The organism is Rhodocyclaceae bacterium (assembly GCA_020248265.1).
Taxonomy (GTDB): Bacteria; Pseudomonadota; Gammaproteobacteria; order Burkholderiales; family CAIKXV01; genus CAIKXV01.
In genome coordinates this window covers 138,215-159,848 of record JADCHX010000024.1, presented here as the reverse complement: position 1 = coordinate 159,848, position 21,634 = coordinate 138,215, and the positions used below count along the sequence as shown (strand labels likewise).

Genomic DNA, 21,634 nt, shown 5'->3' with positions numbered 1-21,634 from the left:
GGCCACTGCCCCGGCCATGCATCACCCCATCAGGGATACGGGAACATCGGCTTGCCGGTGGTGAACAGGTGGTGCAGCGCCTCGAGGAACACGTCGATGCGCTCGTAGTTGCGCAGGTTGGCGTACTGCGGGAAGCGCAGTTCCTTCACGATCTGCTCCCGGGTCATGCCGGCGGCGATCGCCTTCTTCACATCGGCCTGCACGTCGGCCAGCAGCTTCACCTCGTCGAGCACGTCCTCGCGCGTGCTGACGTCGCCATGGCCCGGCAGGAACAGGTCGACCGGCAGGGCAGCGACCTTGTTGAGCAACGTGATCCAGCCGTCGATCGACGGGCTGAACGACATGTTCGACCAGTTCTTGCGTGCGAACGGGCCGCCGATGAACACCGCCTTGGCATGCGGGAAATAGATCATCGTGTCGCCCGGGTTCTGGCCGGGGCCCCAGTAGAAGATCTCGGCGACGCGCTGGCCCGAACCGATGCGCAGTGTGGTGTCGAACATCATGTCCGGCAGCACCGTCCTCACTTCCTTCGGGTCGAGGTTCTGCGACCGGAAGAACGCCTGGCGGCGGCTGAACTCGAGCCTCTCGTTCTTGATCATCCCGGCCACGGTGTCGCGGTGGGCGATGATGGTCGCGCCGATCTCGCGGAAGGGCGGGTTGCCGTAGTAGTGGTCGCCGTGCGCATGGGTGTTTACCAGCCAGCGGATCGGCTTGTCGGTGACCTTGCGGATCATCGCGATCAGTTCGCGACCGTGCTGTGGATGCTGGCGCGAATCGATCACCAGTACGCCCTCGTCGGTAACCAGGAAGGCGGCATTGGACGACAGGTCGTCGTACAGGAACCAGAGGTCTGGCGCGACCTGCTTGAGTTCCATCGGGATGCCCTTGCGCGCCTTGAAGTTGTCGAAGCGTGCGAGGTCGGCCGGGGATGCGGTGGTGGCTGCGGCGGCCGCCGTGGCGGGTGCCGACAGCGGAATGGAAGCCAGCAGCATCAGTGCGGCCAGCCATGGACGCGCGGTGGCGAGGCACGAACGGATACGGGTTGCCGATGGTTTCTGCATGGAACACCTCCTCGCTGGGCCGGGCGGATGCCGGGCCGGGTACGTTCCGCCATCCGCGTATCTGTCTTGCGTTCGCAGTCTGCCGGACACCAGACAGGATGATCGCGCGGCTGCCCGGTCCGGCGCAACCTCCGCGTCCGCCCCTGAAACCCGTGCCAGCGGGGTTATTCGTCCCTGTCCGCATGTGCGCGATTACACTCGCGCGAGCGGCGATTGCGCGGCGGAGTGACGGCATGAAGCGTTTCCTCAAACTGATGCACGAGATCGGCGGGATCGGCATGACCGGTGCTCTGGCCGCCCACCTGATCCTGGTCATCACCGCGCCCGACACCTCGCTCGCCGAGTATGCCGCGGTGCGCCAGTCGATCCTCGCAGTGTCGAAGTACCTGCTGCTGCCGTCGCTGCTGGTCGTACTGCTGAGCGGCCTGCTCGCGATGGCCGTGCACTACCCGTTCTGCCAGGCGCGCTGGGTATGGGCGAAGGCGTTCACCGGCATCGTCCTGCTGGAAGGCACGCTGGTGGCAGTGCAGGGCACCTCGCGCCGCGTGGCGGAACTGTCGGCCGGTGCGCTGGACGGGCAGGCGGATCCGGCGCTGATGGCGGAACTGCTGCGCACCGAATGGTTGGGCTTGTGGACGATCCTCGCGCTGTCGCTGCTCAACGTCGTGCTCGGCGTGCTGCGGCCACGGCTCGGGCGCAATCCGGCCGCCGCCTGACGCGCTCAGCCCTCGAACAGGTTCCGGTGCGCGCAGGTGAGGTGGGCGGTGACCGCCGCGCGCGCAGCGGCGGCATCGCGCGCCTTGAGCGCAGCGACGATGGCGCGATGCTGACGCTGGTACTCCAGTCTCAGTGTCTCGGTGACGATCCGGTTGCGCAGCTTGCCGAACTCCGTCTGCTGTCGCGCAGCGTGGAACAGTTCGAATATGCCGGCGATCAATGCGTTGTGGGCCGCTGCGGCCATCGCCTGGTGGAGCGCGGCATCCCACAGTTCGAACTCGCCGAGCGTCACCGCCGCTTCGGCTCGGTCGAGGCAATGGTCCATGCGTTCGTAGTCGGCCGGGGTGGCGTTGACCACGATCAGTTCGACCGCGGCGGGCTCGATGCGCAGCCGCGCATCCATCAGTTCTCCCGGGCTTGCGCGGGCGACGGTCGGCAGGTCGGTCGGTGCCGGCGCCGGCACTGCCGCGATGAAGGTGCCGCGCCCGACCTCGCGGTGAATGCGGCCTTCGGCCTCCAGGTCGGCCAGCGTCCGCCGGACCGCGTTGCGCGGCAGGGCGAAGCGCAGCGCGAACTCGCGCTCGGTCGGCAGTTTGCTGCCGGGGCCGTCCGCAGTGCCCGCCTGCGCGAGCACGAACGTGCGCAATTCACGCGTCGAGGCTCGGTTCCGGATGCGGGATGCCATGGCCCTGCCAAAACTAAACCAATGCGTCGATTGGTTCAATGCGGGCGTATCCTGCAATGCGGTAAAGGTGGTGCGGCGCAACAAAAAAGGCCCTCTGACATCTAGGTAGTCTGCATCAGGCCGCTCGGGCAAAATTGGTGCATAAGTATCGAACCAATCCTGTTTCTGGTTGACGTCCGGTCAGGGGCGCAGCTAGCATTCCCCGCCCCTGCGAGCGTCGGCGCGCTCCCGTCCCTGGACAGTCGCCGACACATCCCGGGCCCGCCGGAGAGGAGACCGACACGATGGCCGATTCACAACTGCAGTCCGCACTGGCGCACTGGGCGCCGCGCCTCATCGCCAATGGCATTCCACTGACTGACTTCCAGGACGTCACCGGCAGCCTCGCCTCCTGGAGCGACTGGTGCAAGGCGTGGGTCGCCCGCGGCGACGTGCACGATGCGCTCGGCGAGACCGATCTCGCCGCCGGGCACCGTCTGTCGGCCGGTGAGCACTTCTCGCGCGCCGCCGTCTGCCATCACTTCGCGAAGTTCGTGTTCGTCGATGACCTCGATCAGATGAAGTGGGCGCACATGAAGGCGGTGGCATCGCGCGCGAAGGCGCTGCCGTTGATCGATCCGCCCGGCGAGCGGGTCGAGATCCCCTACATGGGTACCACGCTCAAGGGTGAACTGCGCAAGCCGGCCGGCAGCGTGCGCCCACCGGTGCTGGTAATGTGCATGGGCCTCGATTCCTGCAAAGAAGAAATGGACGCGTACGAGCGCAACTTCCTCGAGCGCGGCATCGCGACGCTGGCGTTCGATGGTCCGGGGCAGGGCGAGGCCGAATACGAGTTCCCGATCCGCGGCGACTACGAGGTTCCGGTGAAGGCGGTGTTCGACTGGCTCGAGACGCGCAGCGACATCGACCATGGCCGTGCCGCCCTGTGGGGCGTCTCGCTCGGCGGTTACTATGCACCGCGGGCTGCGGCTTTCGAGAAACGGGCGAAGGCCTGCATCGCGCTGTCCGGCCCGTACAACATGGGCGCCAACTGGGACGGGCTACCGGAACTCACCCGTCGTGCGTTCCAGGTGCGTGCCAAGTGCGCGACGCCCGAGGAAGGCCGCAAGGCGGCGCATACGCTGTCGCTCGAGGGGCTGGCGTCGAAGATCACTTGCCCATTGTTCATCGTCGCCGGCAAGCAGGACCGTATCATCCCGTGGCAGGACGCGGAGCGGCTTGCCCGCGAGGCGGGTGGTCCGGTCGAACTGCTGATGGTCGAGGATGGCAACCACGTGGTGAACAACCGCGCGTACCGCTACCGTACGCAGACCGCCGACTGGATGGCGGCTCGGCTCGGCCTTCCGAAGCGATAGGGGACGGGTTGGCGCAGGGACAGGCCGGCGCAAGCCGGACGATGCGAGGCCGCCCGAGCGGTCCATGCAGGATTCACAGCACGAGGCTGCCCGAGCAGCCCGTCGACCTTCCAAAGGAGACACCATGAATCGCTTGCTTGCAGGTGCCGCCGCGGCGGCGGCCGCCGTATCGATGAATGCACAGGCACAGGACAACTTCCCGAACCGTCCGGTGCGGATCGTCGTGCCGTTCTCCGCCGGCAGCGCGACCGACATCCTGGCGCGGGCGGTTGCCGCGCGGCTCACCGAGGCCTGGGGCCAGCAGGTGCTGTCGGACAACCGTCCCGGCGCGCTCGGCATCATCGGCACCGAGATGGTGCTCAAGGCAAACCCCGACGGCCACACGATACTGATGGTGTCGTCCGGCCACGCGGCCAACGCGACGCTCGCGGCAAAGCTGCCGTTCGACACGGTGAAGGATTTCTCCGGCATCGCGCCGGTGGCCATCGTGCCGAACGTGCTGGTGGTGTCCCCGTCCTCCGGCGTCAAGAGCGTGCGCGACCTGGTCGAGCTGTCGAAGAAGCGGCCGAACGGGCTGCTCTACGCATCGGCCGGTATCGGCAGCTCCACCCACCTCAACGGCGAGGTGGTGCGTGCCGCACTCGGACTCCAGGCCCAGCACGTCCCGTTCAAGGGCGTACCCGAAGGCCTGGCCGACGTGATCGGCGGCCGGGTCGACTTCTTCATGGTGCCGCTGGTGGCCTCGCTCAGCCAGATCAAGGCCGGCAAGCTCCTTGGCCTGGCGGTCGGCACCAACAAGCGTTCGTCGGTGCTGCCCGACCTGCCGACGCTGGTCGAGACCTACCCGAACGCGGGTTTCGACGGCTGGTTCGGTCTGCTCGCGTCGTCGAAGTCGCCGCGCGCGCTGGTCGGTCGTCTGAACCGCGACGTGAACAAGGTACTGTCGATGCCCGAGGTGCGGGAGCTGTTCCTGACCCAGGGTGCCGAGACGATGTCGATGACGCCGGAGCAGTTCGACAAGTTCCTGGCCGCCGAGGTCGTGCGTCTGGGCAAGGTGGTGCGCGAGTCGGGCGCGAAGGCCGAGTAGCCGGCAACATCCATCATGAGAAGGGGAGCGCATCGATGAAGAAGGAACACCTGCCCACCGGCGAGGCCCAGAAGGGCCGCGCCTATTCGCCAGCGGTGATTACCGAGGGCGGACGCATCGTCTGGCTCGCCGGGCAGACCGCGCTCACCGATGCCGAGGGCAAGGACCTGTCCGGCAACTTCGAAGCGCAGGCCGAGCGCATCTTCGACCTGCTCGGTGCGACCATTGCGCGCGCCGGCGGCACGCTCGCCGACATGGTGACGATGACCGTGTTCATCAACGACCCGCGCAATGGCGACAGGTTCGTCGCGCTGCGCGGCAAGCGCTTCCCCGACGGCAAGTACCCGGCGAGTGCGCTGATCACCGTCTCGCACTTCGCGCGGCCGGGCCTGCTGATCGAGATCCAGGGCGTCGCGGTGGTGGCTGAATGAATCGTGCCGCGACCCGTGATGCCAACGGTGCGGTGATCGCTTCGGTGATCGCGTCGGTGATCCTTCCGGCCGCGCTGCTGGCGGCCGACGGTGCATGGGCCCAGGCACCGAAGTACCCGACCAAGCCGATCCGCCTCCTGGTCACGCTCGGGCCGGGTTCGGCCGGCGACAACCTGTCCCGGCTGATGGCCGACGGCCTGTCGCGTTCGCTCGGCCAGCAGGTGGTCGTCGACAACCGTCCGGGTGCCGGCGGCAACGTCGCAGCGGAACTGGCGGCGCGTGCTGCACCCGACGGCTACACGCTGTTCATCACCACGATCAGCACGCACGGCATCAATCCGACGCTGTACGGCAAGCTGAACTTCGACCCGATCAAGGACTTCGCGCCGATCATCCTGGCCGCGTCCAGCCCGAACATGCTGGTCGTGCATCCGTCGCTGCCGGTGAAGACGGTTAAAGATTTCATCGCGCTGGCGCGGCAGAAGCCGGGCGAGCTCACCTTTTCGTCGGGTGGTACCGGTACGTCGCAGCACATGGCCGGCGAACTGTTCGGCATGCTCACCGGAACCAGGCTGACGCACATCGCCTACAAGAGCACGCCGCTGTCGATCAACGCGGTGCTCTCGGGCGAGACCATCGCCTCGTTCGCCAGCGTGTCGGTGGTCTCGGGCATCGTGCAGTCGGGCAAGCTGCGTACGCTGGGCGTCACCAACGCCAGGCGCATCCCGTCGCTGCCGGATCTGCCGACGATCGCCGAGAGCGGCGTACCCGGCTTCGCGATCGCCGCCTGGTTCGGGTTCTCCGCCACCGGCGGCACGCCCGAGCCGGTGGTGAACCTGCTCAACGCCGAGATGCGCAAGGTGCTGCAGGACCCGGGCAACCGGCAGAAGCTGGCGGCACAGGGCATGGACGTGCTCGACAGCACGCCGGCGGAGTTCGCGGCCTACATCCGGTCCGAGATCGAACTCTGGGGCAAGGTGGTGAAGGCCTCGGGCGCGAAGGTCCAGTAGCCGCACCGTCGTCAATACGCAAACAGAGGCCGGCGATGCACTTCACCGCCCGGCTCGAGTCGCAACAGGAGGAGATGACCATGGAACGCCATTGCACACGCAACACCCCGTCGAAGTCCGCCGTCCCCGGCCTGCAGGCTGCCGTCGGGGCGCTCGCGCTCGCCCTGTCCGGGGCTGCATTCGCACAGGCCGATGCGGCGAAGGACTTCCCGAACCGGCCGCTGCGCATCATGGGCCAGGGTACGGGCAGCACCGCCGACTACCTGTCGCGGGTGATCGGCCAGAAGCTGACCGAACGCTGGGGCCAACCGGTGGTGGTGGACAACCGTGCGGGCGCCGGTGGCACCATCCCGACCGAGGTCGCGGCGCGGGCAACGCCGGACGGCCACACGCTGGTGATGGGACATGCCGGGCCGATGGTCAGCGCGGTCACCCTGTATCCGAAGCTCGGCTACGACCCCGTGCGCGACCTGCAACCGCTGTCGATGGTGGCGCAGGGCGTGACCGCGCTGGTGGTGAACACCACCCTGCCGGTGACCAGCGTCAAGGACCTGATCGCCTACGCGAAGCAGAAGGGGCGGTTGACCTACGGTTCGGCGGGCAACGGTTCGATCAGCCACCTGTCGGGTGAACTGTTCAAGAAGGTCGCAGGCATCGAAATGGAGCACGTGCCGTACAAGAGTGCGGGTGCCGCGCTGACCGGACTCCTGTCCGGCGACGTACAGCTGTCTTTCCTGTCCCCGGTCACCGTGGCCGGACAGTTGAAGGCCGGCGGCGCCGCGAAGATGCGACCGCTTGCGGTTTCGAGCCCGAAGCGCTTCATCGGCGCGCCGGACATCCCCGGCTCCGCCGAGGTCGGACTGCCGCAGTTCGAGGCGCGCCTGTGGTTCGGCCTGTTCACGACGCAGAAGACACCCAAGCCGGTGGTCGACAAGCTGCATCAGGCGATCGTCGAAATCCTTGCGATGCCTGATGTACGCGAGACCATCCTGAAGCAGGGCATCGAAGTCGTGTCGTCGTCGCCGGCGGAGCTCGGCCGCTTCGTGACGGACGAGATCGCCCGCTGGACGCCGATCATCAAGGCGGCCGGCATCACGGCAGACTGATCCGGACAGCAACGCCCCGATGAAGACACGGACGCTCGGAAGCCATGGCCTGCAGGTTTCTGCCATCGGCCTCGGCATGGGCAGCACGACCACCAACTTCGGCGAGAACGACGGCGAAGTCCAGGTCGAGACCATGCGCCGGGCGCTCGACCTCGGAGTCAACTTCCTCGATTCGTCCGATGCCTACCAGAAGGGCCGCCACGAGCAGCTGATCGCCGAAGCCATCCGCGGGCGACGCGACTGCGTCGTGGTGGTGTCGAAGTTCGGCAACTTCGACCTGCCCGGCGGCAGCAAGGGCTACAACGGAAGGCCGGACTACGTGCCGCAGGCCTGCGACAAGAGCCTGAAGCAGCTCGGGGTCGACACCATCGACCTGTACTACCTGCACCGGATCGATCCGGACGTACCGGTCGAGGAGACCTGGGGTGCGATGGCCAGGCTGGTCGAGCAGGGCAAGGTGCGCTTCCTGGGCATCTGCGAGGCTGGCGCCGACACGCTGCGGCGCGCGAGTGCCGTGCATCCGGTGGCCGCGCTGCAGACCGAGTATTCGCTCTGGGAGCGACATGTCGAGCGCGAGATCCTGCCGGCCTGCCGTGAACTGGGCATCGGCTTCGTGCCCTACTCGCCGCTGGGCCGCGGGCTGCTGACCGGGCGCGTGCGCTCGCTCGACGACATCGCGCCGAACGACCGGCGACGCATCCATCCGCGCTTCCATGCCGGAAACCTCGAGAAGAACCTGGAACTGCTCGCACCGCTGCAGCGCATCGCCGACCGGCTAGGCGCGACCACCGCGCAGGTGGCCCTCGCCTGGCTGCTGGCGCAGGGCGACGACATCGTGCCGATCCCGGGCACCAAGCAGCAGAAGTACCTCGAACAGAACGTCGCGGCGGTCGACTTCGTGCTGACCCCTGCGGACATCGCCGAGCTCTCCGAAGCGTTCCGCCCCGGCGTCGGCGCCGGCGAGCGCTATCCCACCGGTTATTTCAAGACGCTCGGAGGCTGAGCATGTCCGGCGCCATCCCCGATTCCCTGTATCCCCGGTTCTCCGACGCCGAATTCGAGCGGCGGCATGCGCGTGCGCGCACGCTGATGTCCGGCGAGGGCCTCGCGGCGCTGGTCGTCTACGGCCACTCCGGCATGTCGCGCCACATGCAGGCCGACGTGCTCTGGCTGTCCGGTTTCTTCGGCAATCGCAACAACTACGTGGCGATGGTCGACGGCGGCGCGCCAGTGCTGTTCGCGCAGTCGCACAACCATGTGCCCAACGCGCGCGAGATGGCCTCGATCGAGACGCGCTGGGGCGGCGCCGATTCGGCGGCGACGATCGCGCGCTTCCTGCTCGATTCCGGCGCAGCGCCCGGCGTGCTCGGCTGGGTCGGCGACGTGCCGGCGGCCGACTGGCTCACCTGGCAGAAGCTGCTGCCCGGCTGGACCTTCCGCGAGGTGACGCCGAAGTTCCGTAACCTGCGCCAGGTGAAGGGCGACGAAGAGATCGAATGGCTGCGCCGCGGCGCCCAGCTGACCGATGCCGCGCTGCAGGCCTTGATCGACGGCGCGCATGCCGGGCTGCGCGAGGCGGAACTCGGCGCGATCGTCGAGTCGGCCGGCTTCGCCGCCGGTGGCCTGCCGCACCTGTGCTACCTGTCCTCCGGCGGCCAGGACGAGGCCTCGGCCTGCGTGCCCCGGCAGAACCTGACCCAGCGCGTGCTGCGCAAGGGCGACGTGGTGAACAACGAGATCAGCATCAGCCACTGGGGCTACTCGGGGCAGATCCAGCGGCCGATCTTCATCGGCGAGGCGCCCGGCCAGCGCTATGCTTCGCTGTGCGCGGTGGCGCTCGAGTCCTACCAGCGCGGGCTCGAGTTGCTGCGCGCGGGTGCCACCAGCGATGACCTGCTCGACGCGGCCGAGGTGATTCACGAGCGCGGGTTCACGATCAACGACTCCTTCCTGCATGGATTCGGTGTCGGCCTGCTGCCGCCGAACCTGGGCACCCGGCGCACGGCGAAGGGGCGCTCGATCGCGCCGTTCGTGTTCGAGAAGAACATGTGCATGGTGCTGCAGCCGAACATCGTCACCGAGGACGAGCGTGCCGGCGTACAGCTGGGCAACCTGGTGCGCATCACCGACACCGGTGTCGAGAACCTGCACCGATTGCCGCTGCAGTATTTCGTCACCGACTGATGGAGGACGCCATGCACGGAAAGGCGACCCCGCCAGCCGGTTCCATCGTTCCTGGAGGAGGAGAGGCAATGCACGCATCGGGATGGCTTTCGGGCAGCAGGCAGGGCGCCGGCCGCCGCAGGTCGATGTTCGCCGGCACACTGGCGGCCCTCGGGGTTGCGCTGGCCGGCGCCGTGGCAGCGACTGTAGTCGCGGCAACGGCCGCGCCGGGCGCGGCGCTGGCGGCCGATCCGAAGTACCCGGTGCGTCCGGTGCGCCTGGTGGTGCCGTTCCCGCCGGGGGCTGCGAGCGATTTCCTCGGCCGAACCCTGGGCGTGCGCCTGTTCGAGACCTGGGGCCAGCAGGTGGTGGTCGACAACCGGCCCGGCGCGGGCGGCATCCTTGGCGGCCAGATCGTCGCCGGGGCTGCGCCCGACGGCTACACCATGGCGCTGGTCGGCACGCCGCACCTCGCGGCGCCGCTGCTGCAGCGCGAACTGCCGTTCCGCCCGATCGAGGACTTCACGATGGTGATGCAGATCGCATCGCTCGCAAACGTGCTGGTCGTCGCGCAGCAGCTTCCGGTGAAGACGCTGCCCGAGTTCCTCGCGCATGCCAAGTCGCGTCCCGGCCAGCTCAACATGGGTTCGGCCGGCATCGGCAGCGGCTCGCACATGGCCGGTGAGTTCTTCCGGCAGGCAGCCGGGATCGACACGGTGCACGTGCCGTTCAAGCTGTTGTCGGATGCCCTGTCCGAGATGTTCGCCGGGCGAGTGCACTACTATGTGTTCCCGGTGGCGGCGATCGCACCGGTGCTGCGCGAAGGCCGGCTGCGCCCGATCGCCGTCACCTCGGGCAAGCGCGCGAGCGGCTTCCCCGACGTGCCGGCGATGACCGAGGCCGGCATGCCGGGCTTCGTGTACGACACCTGGTTCGGCATCATCGGCCCGGCCAAGCTGCCGGCACGGATCGTCGATCGCTGGGTGGCCGACCTCGGCAAGATCCTGCGCGAACCCGACACGGTCGAGCGCATGCTCAAGAGCGGCAGCGACCCGGCGCCGTCGACATCGGCCGAGTTCCTCGCGCTGATGAAGGCCGAGTACCCGCGCTACGCGAAACTCATCAAGCAGGCCAACCTGCGCATCGACTAGGAAGAACGGAACATGGCAAGGGATCCCCGCGTGCAATCGGCGATCGACCACTGGTCGCCGCGCTTCATCGTCAACGGCGTGCCGTCGGCCGATTTCGCCGAAGTGACGGCAGCCTGCGAAAGCTGGGACGACTGGTGCGCCGCCTGGGGCGAGCGGGCGAAGATTCACGAAGCTCTCGGCGAGCAGGCGCTGGCCGACGGCTACCGGCTCTCGGCCGGCGCGCATTTCACCCGTGCAGCGGTCTGCCACCACTTCGGCAAGTTCCTGTTCGTCAACGACCTCGTGCAGCAGAAGGCCGCCAACATGCGTGCGGTCGAGTGCCGCAACAAGGCGCTGCCGCTGATCGATCCGCCGGGCGAACGTGTCGCGATTCCCTATGAAGGCAGGGTGCTGTACGGCAACCTGCGCAAGCCGAAGGGGGTGGCCAATCCGCCGGTGGTGGTGATGTGCATGGGGCTGGACTCCACCAAGGAGGAGATGGACGACTACGAGAACCGCTTTCTCGCGCGCGGCGTGGCGACGTTGCCGTTCGACGGGCCGGGGCAGGGCGAGGCCGAGTACGAGCTGCCGATCTGCCCGGAGTTCGAGAAGCCGGTAAAGGCGGTAGTCGACTGGATCGAGACCCGCGGCGACCTCGATGCCAGCCGCATCGGTATCTGGGGCGTTTCGTTCGGTGGTTACTACGCGCCGCGCGCCGCGGCTTTCGAGAAGCGGATCAAGGCCTGCGTATCGCTGTCGGGTGCCTTCCAGCGCAAGACCACCTTCGAGGGGCGCCCGGTGATCAACGTCGAGGCGTTCCGTGTACGCTCCGGCAGCAAGGATCTCGAGGAGGCAGGACGGGTCGCCGCGCGCGTGAGCCTGGCCGACTGCGCGAAAGACATCACCTGCCCGATCTATATCCTGGCTGGCACCAAGGACCGCCTGACCGGCGTCGACCAGGCGCAGAAGCTGGCCGACGCGGTTTCCGGCCCGGTGACGCTGTCGATCGTCGAGGGTGGCAACCACGTGGTGAACAACTACTGGTACACCTACCGCGATCAGACGGCCGACTGGATGGCGACGCAACTCGGCGTGCCGAAGCGCTGAGCGGGCGCAGGCCGCGAACACGAACGAAACGACGGAGAAGCATCGAATGGCTAAGAAGCTGAAGAAGGTCGAGCCGCAGCAGGTCAAGGCGGCGGACATCCCGGTCAAGGCCCGGCGCGGCAAGTCGCTGGCCGAGACGATGATGGAGTACCCGGACCCGGACCACCGCTGGGACCGCCCGTTGCAGGCCCCGGGCCGGATGCAGGTCGACTTCGAGGAGCGAGTCAACTTCCAGCGGCTGCACACCTACCGCCTCGCCCGCACCAAGGCCGCGCTCGCACGCAGCGGAATGGGCGCGATGCTCTGCTTCGACCAGTACAACGTGCGCTACACCACCAGCACCGTGATCGGCGAGTGGGCGCGCGACAAGCTCACCCGCTGGTCGCTGGTTACCGGCAACGGCGAGCCCTACATCTGGGACTTCGGTTCGGCTGCGCGCCACCACCGCATCTACTGCCCGTGGCTGCCGACCAACCATGTGTTCGCCGGCAATGTCGGCATGCGCGGGGCGATCAACCCTTCGGTCGGACTGTTCGAGGAAGCGGCGAAGGAGATCTTCGACATCCTCAGGCAGGAGGGCGTTGCCGACATGCCGCTGGGCATCGACGTGGTCGAGCCGCCGTTCCTGTTCGCGCTGCAGAAGCTCGGGCTGAAGATCGTCGACGGCCAGCAGATGATGCTGGCGGCGCGCGAGATCAAGAACCATGACGAGATCACCCTGCTGAACATGGCCAGTTCCATGGTCGACGGCGTCTACCAGGACATCTTCGAGGCGCTCAAGCCGGGCGTGCGCGAGAACGAGGTGGTGGCGATGGCCACCAAGCGCCTGTACGAGATGGGCTCGGACTGCGTCGAGGCGATCAACGCGATCGCCGGCGAGCGCTGCAGCCCGCATCCGCACAACTTCACCGACCGGCTGATCCGCCCGGGCGACCAGGCCTACTTCGACATCATCCAGTCGTACATGGGCTACCGTACCTGCTACTACCGCACGTTCACCGTCGGCAGTGCCACGAAGGCACAGCAGGATGCGTACAAGAAGGCCCGCGCCTGGATGGACGGTGCGATCTCGATGCTCAAGCCGGGCGTCACCACCGACAAGGTCGCCGCGGCGTTCCCGAAGTCGACCGAGATCGGCTTCGAGACCGAGATGTCCGCCTTCGGCCTGAACTTCTGCCACGGCCTGGGCCTGGGCCTGCACGAGCGGCCGCTGATCTCGCGGCTGAACTCGTTCAAGGATCCGTACGAACTGAAGGCCGGCATGGTGTTCGCGGTCGAGACGTTCTGCCCGGCCAAGGACGGCGTGTCGGCCGCGCGCATCGAGGAGGAGGTGGTGCTGACGCCCAACGGCGCGCAGATCATCTCGCTGTTCCCGGCGCAGGAACTGCCGATCGCAAACAAGTACTGAGTACCGAGAAGGGAATCCGATGAGTGCCATTCCGAAAGCGAAGAAGCCGGCCTTCGAGATCGGGCGCGAGACGCGCCTCGACCTGTTCCGGCTGCAGCTCGAGCTGCGCATGTGCGAGAAGCGTGCGTTCGACCTGTTCCTGCAGAACATGATCAAGGGCACCAGCCACCTGTCCCTCGGGCAGGAGGCGATCGCCGCCGCGTTCGGCGTCGCGATGAAGGCCGACGACTACACGTTCTGCACCTATCGTGGCCATGCGCACACGCTGGCGCGCGGTGCGTCGATGACCGGCGTGCTGGGCGAACTGATGGGTCGCGAGTGCGGCCTGCTCGGTGGCAAGGGCGGGTCGATGCACCTGACCGACGTCGAGAAGGGCGTCATGGGCTCTTACGCGATCATCGGCGCGCATCTGCCGATCGCCGCCGGTGCCGCCTGGTCGGCGCAGTACCGCGGCACCAAGCAGGTCGCGGTGTGCTTCTTCGGCGACGGCACGACCAACATCGGCGCCTTCCACGAGGCACTCAACTTCTCGGTGATCTGGAAGCTGCCGGTGGTGTTCGTCTGCGAGAACAACTTCTACATGGAGTACACGCCGATCCGCTCGGTGACTGCGGTGGATGCCCCGGCGGCCGACCGCGCGGCGGCCTACGGACTGCCGTCGATCATCGTCGACGGCAACGACGCCGACATCATGTTCGAGACCGCGATGGCGGCGATCGACAAGGCACGTGCCGGTGGCGGGCCCTCGCTGATCGAGGCGCGCACCTACCGCCACTCTGGTCACTCGCGCGCCGACCCGGCGAAGTACCGGCCCGAAGGCGAACTCGAGGAATGGCTGAAGAAGGATCCGATCCCGACCTACCGCGAGCGCCTGCTGCGGCTGGGCTTCTCGGAAGGCACGCTGAAGGGGATCGAGGAAGACACGCAGCGCAAGGTGGACGAGGCGACGGCGGCGGCGAAGGCTTCGCCGGTACCCTCGCTGGACGTGATCGACAAGGATGTCTGGGCAGACGGGAGCACGGCATGGCGGAACTGACATATCGCGACGCGGTCGCGGCGGGCATCGCGCAGGAAATGCGGCGCGATCCGAACGTGGTGTTCCTGGGCGAGGACGTCGCCCATGCCGGCGGCGTATTCAAGGCGACCGTCGGGCTGCTCGAGGAGTTCGGACCGCTGCGCGTGCGAGACTGCCCGATCTCCGAGCAGGCCATCCTCGGCGCGGCGATGGGTGCGGCGATGACGGGGTTGAAGCCGATCGCCGAGATCATGTTCTCCGACTTCCTGGCGGTGTGCTGGGACATCATCGCCAACGAGATGGCGAAGATGCGCTACATGACCAACGGCCAGGTGACGATGCCGGTGGTGATCCGCACCGCGAACGGTGCCGGCTCCCGGTTCGGCGCGCAGCATTCGCAGTCGCTCGAGAACTGGGCGATGACGGTGCCCGGCCTGAAGGTCGTAGCGCCGGCCTATCCGGCCGACGTCAAGGGCCTGCTGGCCGCCGCGGTGCGCGACGGCAACCCGGTGGTGTTCTTCGAGCAGAAGTCGCTCTATTCGATGAAGGGCGAAGTGCCCGACGGCGAACACTACGAACCGCTGGGCAAGGCGAAGGTGCTGCGTCGGGGCCGGCACTGCACGATCGTCGCCCTGGCGGCGATGGTGCACCGCTCGATGGACGCGGCCGAGATCCTGCAGCGCGAACACGGCATCGATGCCACGGTGATCGACCTGCGCTGCCTGGTGCCGCTCGATACCCAGACCATCCTCGCCGAGGTGGCCCGCACCGGCCACCTGATCACCGTGGAGGAGAACCCGCGGCTGTGCGGCTGGGGCGCGGAGATCTCCTCGATCGTCACCGAGGAGTGCTTCTGGGACCTCGACGGCCCGATCATCCGCATCACCACCCCGCACATCCCGCTGCCGTCGGCCGATGCCCTGGAAGACGCGACGATCCCGTCGGTCGCGCGCATCGTCGAGACGGTGCGCACGCGGCTCGGCTGAGCGAGACGGGCCTGAAGTACGTCACGCCGGCGCTGCGGGCCGACGTGACGCCACCAGAGCGGCAAGAGCCGCCGATGCAGTTTCGCCAACCAGGGGGAGTCTTCCAATGTCAATCGCCAGACCCGATACGTCCGTGATCCGCCGAGCCTTCTGCCGTGCCGCTGCGCTGGTCGTCATGCTGTCGATGACGACCGTCGTACCGTTGCCGGCCTCGGCACAACCGAAGCCGGAAGCCCGGCCTGCGCCCGACACCATATTGGTGAACGGGCGGATCGCGACCGTCGATGACCAGTTCCGGTTCGTGCAGGCGCTGGCGGTGTCCGGTCGTCGCATCGCCGCCACCGGTACCAACGCTGACATCCGGAAGATGGCCGGGCCAGCCACGAAGGTGATCGACCTGCAGGGGCGGACTGTCATCCCGGGCCTGATCGACAACCACTCGCACTGGGTCCGTGCAGCCGAGCATGACGAGCTGCGCTTCGACGGCATCACCTCCCGGGCGCAGGCGCTGAAGCTGCTCGCCGACAGGGTGCGCACGACGCCGGCCGGGGAATGGATCTCGGTACTCGGTGGCTGGTCGGAGCAGCAGTTCACCGACGACCAGCGCAGCTTTACCCGTGCCGAGATCGATGCCATCGCGCCGAACCATCCGGTGGTGCTGCAGGCGGTGTACCTGCACAGCACCCTGAACACGGCGGCGCTGCGCGGAGCGAAGATCGACGCATCGACGCCCAACCCGCCCAATGGCGTGATCGAGAAGGGCGCCGACGGCCAGCCGACTGGGATGGTGACCGGTGCCGGCGGCGTCGCGTTCGTCGCTGCCCGCATCCCGCTGAAGGACCGCGATGCCTGGCTCGCCAATACCCGCAAGCTGGTGCGCGAGCTCAACGCGATGGGCATCACCAGCTGGATGGATGCCGGCGGCCGCGGCATGAGTGCGCGCCACTACGAGCCCTATGCGGAACTCGCAAGGCGCGACGAACTCGACGTGCGGGTGTTCTGGACCACCATCCGGCAGCCGGCAACGCCGGAGCAGGTCGACAAGGTGCTGGCGGAGATTTCGACCCTGCGTCCGTTCCAGGGCAACGACTACTTCGACCATGTCGGATACGGCGAGACGATGTACGGGCCGCTGACCACGCAGCTGCTGCGCAAGGAGACCGTCGTGCGTCCCGAGGATGTCGCGCAGATGGTGCGCATCGCGCGGGCACTCGCCGAGCGCGGCATCTACCTGAACGCGCATGTCGAGATGGAGGACGTGATCGATGTCTACCTCGCCGAGTTCGAGAAGCTGAATGCACAGGTGCCGTTCCGCGGCTTCCGCTGGTCGTTCTCGCACCTCGACCAGGTGACGGCGGTTCAGCTCGACCGCATGAAGCGCCTGGGCATGACCGCGCAGATCCACAGCCGGCCCCTGATCCAGGGCGTGCTGATGCACCGCGTGCACGGCGACAAGGCCTGGGACATGCCGCCGTTCCGGCGCGTCCAGGACAGCGGCATCCGCTGGGGCCTGGGCTCGGACGCAACCGCGGTCACCACGTCGAACCCCTTCTACACGCTGGGGTTCGCCATCACCGGGAAGATGGTCGGCGGCCACCACGTGAACCGCCAGACGATCAGCCGCGAGGAGGCGCTGATCGCGCACACGCGTAACAACGCATACATCGTGTTCCAGGAGTCGAACCTCGGTTCGCTCGCGCCGGGCAAGTACGCCGACCTCCTGGTGCTCGACAGGGATTACTTCCGCGTGCCCGCGGACGACATCAAGGACCTCAAGCCGGTGATGACGATGGTCGGCGGCCGGGTCGTGTACGAGGCGGGCAAGCGGTAGCAGAAGTTCCGGCAATCAGAGACGGGTGGATCCATGGAAATCATCATGCCGCAGCTCGGCGAGACAGTCGCCGAGGGCACGGTCAGCAAGTGGTACAAGAAGGTCGGCGATGCCATCAAGGCGGACGAGACGCTGTTCGATGTCGAGACCGACAAGGTCAACACCGAGATCCCGTCGCCGGTCGCCGGGGTACTGACCGAGATCCGCGTGGCCGAGGGCGTCACCGCCAAGGTCGGCGTGGTGCTGGCGGTGATCACCGAGGCCGGGTCCGCTGCGGCGCCGTCGGCCCCGGCAGCGGCCGCGCCCGTGGCAGCGTCGGTGCAGGCTGCATCGCCCGCCGCTGGTGCGTGGGCTGCCCGTCCGTCGGCAGTGCCGGCGAAGGTCGACGGCAGCCTGCGGCTTTCACCGGTGGTGCGCAAGCTGGCGGCCGAGCATGGCATCGACCCGAGGCAGGTGCCCGGCACCGGACGTGATGGCCGCGTGACCCGCGAGGACATGCTGGCCTTCGTCGAGGCGCGTACGTCGCAACCTGTTGCTTCCGCGGTGCCGGCCTCGACGCCTGCCGCGGCGGCGCAGGCTGCGCCGTCCACCCGGCCGGCGCCCTCCACGCCGGCACTGCCGGTGGTACCGGTCACTGCCGCCCCGGCCTCCACCGGTCCCTCCGAGCGTATCCGGCTGAATCCGATCCGCAAGCGCACCGCGGAACACCTGGCGCGAGCCTGGGTCACCGTGCCGGCGGTGTTGCAGGCGATCGAGGTCGATTTCCACAAGGTCGACGAGGCGCGCAAGGTGGCTGGCAGCGGCTGGAAGGCACGCGAGGGATTCTCGCTGACCTACCTGCCGTTCATCGCGCGCGCGGTGTCGATCGCGCTGGCGAAGTTCCCGCGCCTGAATTCGAGCGTCGATGGCGACGAACTCGTGCTGCACAAGCGTATCAACCTCGGCATCGCGGTCGACATGAACTTCGACGGCCTGATGGTGCCCGTGGTGAAGGACGTACCGTCGAAGTCGCTGCCGCAGATCGCGCGCGAGGTGAACGACCTTGCGCAGCGTGCCCGCGCGAACCGGCTGAAGCCGGACGACCTGTCCGAGGCCACCTACACGCTGTCCAATTCCGGCGTGTTCGGTACGGCATTCACCGCGCCGATCGTCAACGTGCCGCAGGTTGCGATATTGTCCACCGACGGCGTGCAGAAGAAGCCGGTGGTGATCGAAGGCCCGGCGGGCGACAGCATCGCGATCCGCCCGGTCGGCATGCTTGCGCAATGCTTCGACCATCGTGCGGTCGACGGCGCGTACTCGGCGGCCTTCCTGAAGGAAGTGAAGGCCGTGCTCGAAACCCGGCACTGGGTACAGGACCTCGAAGCCTGACCCGGGCCGTTCCCGCGAACTTTCCATGCTGGCAGCAAACGGGCGGCGGGGACCACCCTGCCCCCGAACCGGAGGACTACAGCAATGAACCCAATGATCGAATCATCCGTGGATGCGGCAGCGAAACTCGGCGCGCTGGTGTTCGGCGCGGCGGCGCTCATGCTTGGCGCGGCCGAGTCGCGGGCACAGGCCTGGCCAGCCAAGCCCATCCGCATGATCGCTCCGTTCCCGCCCGGCGGTACGTCCGATGTGATCGGTCGCGTCGTCGGCGGCAAGCTGCAGGAAGTGCTCGGCCAGAACGTGCTGGTCGAGAACCGTGCCGGGGCCGGAGGCAGCCTCGGTACCGAGGTGGCCGCCCGCGCGCCCGCTGACGGTTACACGATCCTGGTCGGCAATGCGAGCCCGATCTCGATCAACCCGCTGCTGGTCAAGTACCAGTACGACACCCTGCGCGACTTCGCCTCGGTGACGCTGGTCGCTCGTTCGCCGCAACTGCTCGTGGTGCACCCGACACTGCCGATCAAGACCGTCAAGGACCTGATCCCGTTCATGAAGGCCAACAGCGGCAAGGTCAACTACGGATCATCGGGCATCGGCACGCTCGCCCACCTGGCGGCCGAGCAGTTCAAGACGATGACGAAGACCGACATCACCCACATCACCTACAAGGGGTCCATCCTCGTGGTGCTCGACATGGTGGCCGGCAACATCCCGCTGGCTTGGTCGGACATGGCTCCGGCGCTGACCCAGGTGAAGGCTGGCAAGCTGCGCGCGGTGGCGGTCACCTCGGCCAAGCCGAGCCCGCTGCTGCCTGACGTGCCGACCATGGCCTCGGTGCTGCCCGGCTTCGACATGGTCAACTGGTGGGGCCTGTTCGTGCCCGCCGGCACGCCGCAGCCGGTGATCGGCAGGCTCAACTCGGAACTGGTCAAGATCATGCGTTCGACCGACGTGGTCGATCGTTTCGCCGGCCTCGGCGTGGAGTCCCTGTCGAGCACGCCCGAGGAGCTGACCGCGCTGGTCAAGGCCGAGATCGCATCGTTCGGCAACCTGATCCGTGCCGCGAACATCAAGGCCGACTGAACACGGGCGCCGCCTTCGGGCAGCGTCGCGGCGGCGGGCCTCGATCCTCTACCCTTTCATCCACCTCTGAACCCGGAGAAACCCATGGCAACTGCAAACCTCAAGCAACACAAGCTCGGCTGGATCGGCATCGGCCGCATGGGCTATGCGATGGCGGCGAGGCTGGCCAAGGTCGGCTGCGACCTGTCGGTCTGGAACCGCACCAAGTCCAAGGCCGAGCCGCTGAAGGAGTACGGCGCGAAGGTCGTCGACGACCTCACCGACCTGGCCGGCTGCGACATCATCTTCACGATGGTCTCCACCGGCGATGACGTGAAGGAGGTGCTGTACGGCCCGAACGGCGTGATGTCGAAGGGCGGCAAGCCGAAGCTGGTGATCGACTCGACCTCGATCTCGCTGGAGGCCTCGGCCGAGATCCGTGCCGAACTCGCCGCGCACGGCGTGCAGATGCTGGCCGCGCCGGTGTCCGGCAACGCCAAGGTGATCAAGGCCGGCAAGCTCACCATCGTTGCCTCCGGCCCGCAGGCCGCGTTCGACATGGCGCTGCCCTACCTCGACGTTGTCGGTGCCGGCGTGTCGTACGTCGGCGAAGGCGAACTCGCGCGCATCGCGAAGATCTGCCACAACGTGATGCTCGGCGTGGTGATCCAGAACCTGTGCGAGATCACCGTGCTGGCCGAAAAGGCTGGCATGAAGCGCCATCAGTTCCTCGACTTCCTGAACAAGAGCGTGATGGGCTCGACGTTCACGAAGTACAAGACGCCAGCGCTGACCAACCTCGATTTCCACGTGACCTTCACGCCGGAGCTGCTGAGGAAGGATCTTGACCTGGGGCTGTACGCGGCGAAAGCGCTCGAGGTGCCGATGCCGACCACCACGATCACCCGCGACCTGGTGCAGACCCTGATCGGCCATGGCTACGACGAGGACTTCTCCCAGCTGCTGCTGCTGCAGGCGAAGGCATCCGGCGTCGAGTTGAAGCCGGAGAACGTCGAGGTGGGTGACGGGCTGTCCTGACAAGGCGCGAGGGGGTCAGGTCTTGAGTTTTGCGTTGCTGCCCCCCTCAGCCGCGGCGATCATCCGACTTACGCTCGACACGCTCATGCCTGCGTATCGTGCGATCGCGCTCATAGTGAAGCCGCCCTCCCGGTAAGCGGAGCGCATGCCCTGGGCCAGGACGGTGTGCGCTGCAAGTATCGAGGGCAGCGTTCGCGGCGCAAGCGTCTGCTGCCGAGGTATGCCGTCGGGATCGGCAGGGCGTATCTCGCAATGCTTTAGCGAGCGCTCGATGAACGCGTCATCGCCGAGGAACACTTGGCGCCGCAGGCCGTGCTGCCATGGGGCGAAATCGCATGGCCCGGCGACGCTTTCTGCGTAAAGGGCGGCAGCGCGCTTGCGGTGCGCAGGCGATCTCGCCGGATAGCCCAGGATGAGGCTGTGAAGACCCTCTACGTCGAGCCATGGTGGCGGTAGCGTGAGCCCGACGTGCGCGCGATAACTCGACCACGTCCAGTCGCCAGCATGCGACACCAACTGCGCCGCGACCGGGTTGCGCTCGACGTAGCGACACAGCGCCCACAGGTAAGCATCGCGATCGACCAGGATTGCCTTGTAGCGCCCCTGGAACAGATGCCCGACGAGCCCGTGCCGCCGATTGAATCTCTGCGAGTACACGCCATTGACGTGGCGCATGAGTCGCGACAGATTCGCACGCTGGGTGTGCAGCACGACATGGTAGTGATTGCCCATCAGACAATAGGCCAGCGCTCGCGCATCGAAGCGATCCAGAGCATTGGACAGAACCTGCAAGTGCGCTTTGCGGTCGGCGTCGTCGAGATAGATCGCCTCGCGGCGGTCGCCCCGACAGGTGATGTGATAAAGCGCGCCGGGGAACTCCAGACGCAGCGGGCGGGACATCGATCGGCGCGGCTCCTGTGAAGGGCGAAGTGCCGGAACGAGGCGGTTCGCCATGCGATCGCAGGGTGTACTGGCGACGACGTAGCGGCAAGCGCGCTGAACAGGGGTTGCCTGCGGAAACGTTCCGCAGGCCGATCTGTCGAGGGTCCTGCTGGCGGCTGCAAGAATCAA

Annotated in this window: 20 protein-coding genes; 17 read left to right on the top strand and 3 right to left on the bottom strand. The window is 67.2% G+C overall.

Annotation, left to right across the window (positions count from 1 at the left end; translation table 11 throughout):
• Positions 1–29: 29 nt before the first annotated feature.
• Positions 30–1,061 (bottom strand): MBL fold metallo-hydrolase, encoded by a 1,032-nt coding sequence (locus tag ING98_19515; protein ID MCA3104063.1) that lies wholly within the window; start codon positions 1,059–1,061, stop codon positions 30–32.
• A gap of 233 nt (positions 1,062–1,294) precedes the next feature.
• Here ING98_19515 and ING98_19510 point away from each other — a divergent pair, with 233 nt between their 5' ends.
• On the top strand, positions 1,295–1,777 hold the full coding sequence (locus tag ING98_19510) for a hypothetical protein (protein ID MCA3104062.1): 483 nt from the start codon (positions 1,295–1,297) through the stop codon (positions 1,775–1,777).
• Positions 1,778–1,782: 5 nt separating this feature from the next.
• Here the strand turns inward: ING98_19510 and ING98_19505 are convergent, their stop codons facing one another.
• Entirely contained in the window at positions 1,783–2,595 is an 813-nt protein-coding gene (locus ING98_19505; GenBank protein ID MCA3104061.1) for a FadR family transcriptional regulator, read from the bottom strand.
• 152 nt (positions 2,596–2,747) lie between these two features.
• Between ING98_19505 and ING98_19500 the strand changes: the two genes are divergently transcribed.
• From ING98_19500 to ING98_19425, 16 genes are all read left to right on the top strand, one after another.
• A complete protein-coding gene (locus tag ING98_19500; GenBank protein MCA3104060.1) occupies positions 2,748–3,818 on the top strand; it encodes an alpha/beta fold hydrolase in 1,071 nt (356 codons plus the stop codon).
• Between the two features lie 124 nt (positions 3,819–3,942).
• Positions 3,943–4,905, top strand: a complete 963-nt coding sequence (locus tag ING98_19495; protein MCA3104059.1) for a tripartite tricarboxylate transporter substrate binding protein — start codon at positions 3,943–3,945, stop codon at positions 4,903–4,905.
• Between the two features lie 35 nt (positions 4,906–4,940).
• Entirely contained in the window at positions 4,941–5,336 is a 396-nt protein-coding gene (locus ING98_19490; GenBank protein ID MCA3104058.1) for a RidA family protein, read from the top strand.
• Positions 5,333–6,346: a tripartite tricarboxylate transporter substrate binding protein gene (locus tag ING98_19485; protein MCA3104057.1), complete on the top strand. Its 1,014-nt coding sequence runs from the start codon at positions 5,333–5,335 to the stop codon at positions 6,344–6,346. The genes ING98_19490 and ING98_19485 overlap by 4 nt, the downstream gene beginning before the upstream one ends.
• Before the next feature lie 35 nt (positions 6,347–6,381).
• On the top strand, positions 6,382–7,452 hold the full coding sequence (locus ING98_19480; protein MCA3104056.1) for a tripartite tricarboxylate transporter substrate binding protein: 1,071 nt from the start codon (positions 6,382–6,384) through the stop codon (positions 7,450–7,452).
• 19 nt (positions 7,453–7,471) lie between these two features.
• The gene (locus ING98_19475; protein ID MCA3104055.1) at positions 7,472–8,455 is read left to right on the top strand and encodes an aldo/keto reductase; all 984 of its coding nucleotides are present in this window, start codon (positions 7,472–7,474) and stop codon (positions 8,453–8,455) included.
• Between the two features lie 2 nt (positions 8,456–8,457).
• Positions 8,458–9,636, top strand: a complete 1,179-nt coding sequence (locus ING98_19470; protein MCA3104054.1) for an aminopeptidase P family protein — start codon at positions 8,458–8,460, stop codon at positions 9,634–9,636.
• 68 nt (positions 9,637–9,704) lie between these two features.
• On the top strand, positions 9,705–10,766 hold the full coding sequence (locus ING98_19465) for a tripartite tricarboxylate transporter substrate binding protein (GenBank protein MCA3104053.1): 1,062 nt from the start codon (positions 9,705–9,707) through the stop codon (positions 10,764–10,766).
• 12 nt (positions 10,767–10,778) lie between these two features.
• Positions 10,779–11,852, top strand: a complete 1,074-nt coding sequence (locus ING98_19460; protein MCA3104052.1) for an alpha/beta hydrolase — start codon at positions 10,779–10,781, stop codon at positions 11,850–11,852.
• A 139-nt stretch (positions 11,853–11,991) separates the two neighbouring features.
• Entirely contained in the window at positions 11,992–13,260 is a 1,269-nt protein-coding gene (locus tag ING98_19455; GenBank protein MCA3104051.1) for an aminopeptidase P family protein, read from the top strand.
• 19 nt (positions 13,261–13,279) lie between these two features.
• Positions 13,280–14,296: a thiamine pyrophosphate-dependent dehydrogenase E1 component subunit alpha gene (locus tag ING98_19450; GenBank protein ID MCA3104050.1), complete on the top strand. Its 1,017-nt coding sequence runs from the start codon at positions 13,280–13,282 to the stop codon at positions 14,294–14,296.
• Positions 14,284–15,261: an alpha-ketoacid dehydrogenase subunit beta gene (locus tag ING98_19445; protein ID MCA3104049.1), complete on the top strand. Its 978-nt coding sequence runs from the start codon at positions 14,284–14,286 to the stop codon at positions 15,259–15,261. The genes ING98_19450 and ING98_19445 overlap by 13 nt, the downstream gene beginning before the upstream one ends.
• Positions 15,262–15,367: 106 nt before the next feature.
• Positions 15,368–17,092, top strand: coding sequence for an amidohydrolase (locus ING98_19440; protein ID MCA3104048.1), 1,725 nt, complete (start codon positions 15,368–15,370; stop codon positions 17,090–17,092).
• Between the two features lie 33 nt (positions 17,093–17,125).
• Positions 17,126–18,463: a 2-oxo acid dehydrogenase subunit E2 gene (locus ING98_19435; GenBank protein ID MCA3104047.1), complete on the top strand. Its 1,338-nt coding sequence runs from the start codon at positions 17,126–17,128 to the stop codon at positions 18,461–18,463.
• A 93-nt stretch (positions 18,464–18,556) separates the two neighbouring features.
• Positions 18,557–19,546 carry a tripartite tricarboxylate transporter substrate binding protein gene (locus tag ING98_19430; protein ID MCA3104046.1) on the top strand — a complete coding sequence of 330 codons (990 nt, stop codon included), beginning with the start codon at positions 18,557–18,559 and terminating at the stop codon, positions 19,544–19,546.
• 84 nt (positions 19,547–19,630) lie between these two features.
• On the top strand, positions 19,631–20,563 hold the full coding sequence (locus tag ING98_19425; protein ID MCA3104045.1) for an NAD(P)-dependent oxidoreductase: 933 nt from the start codon (positions 19,631–19,633) through the stop codon (positions 20,561–20,563).
• 15 nt (positions 20,564–20,578) lie between these two features.
• Here ING98_19425 and ING98_19420 read toward each other — a convergent pair whose 3' ends face one another.
• Entirely contained in the window at positions 20,579–21,463 is an 885-nt protein-coding gene (locus ING98_19420; GenBank protein ID MCA3104044.1) for a transposase, read from the bottom strand.
• Positions 21,464–21,634: the final 171 nt, after the last annotated feature.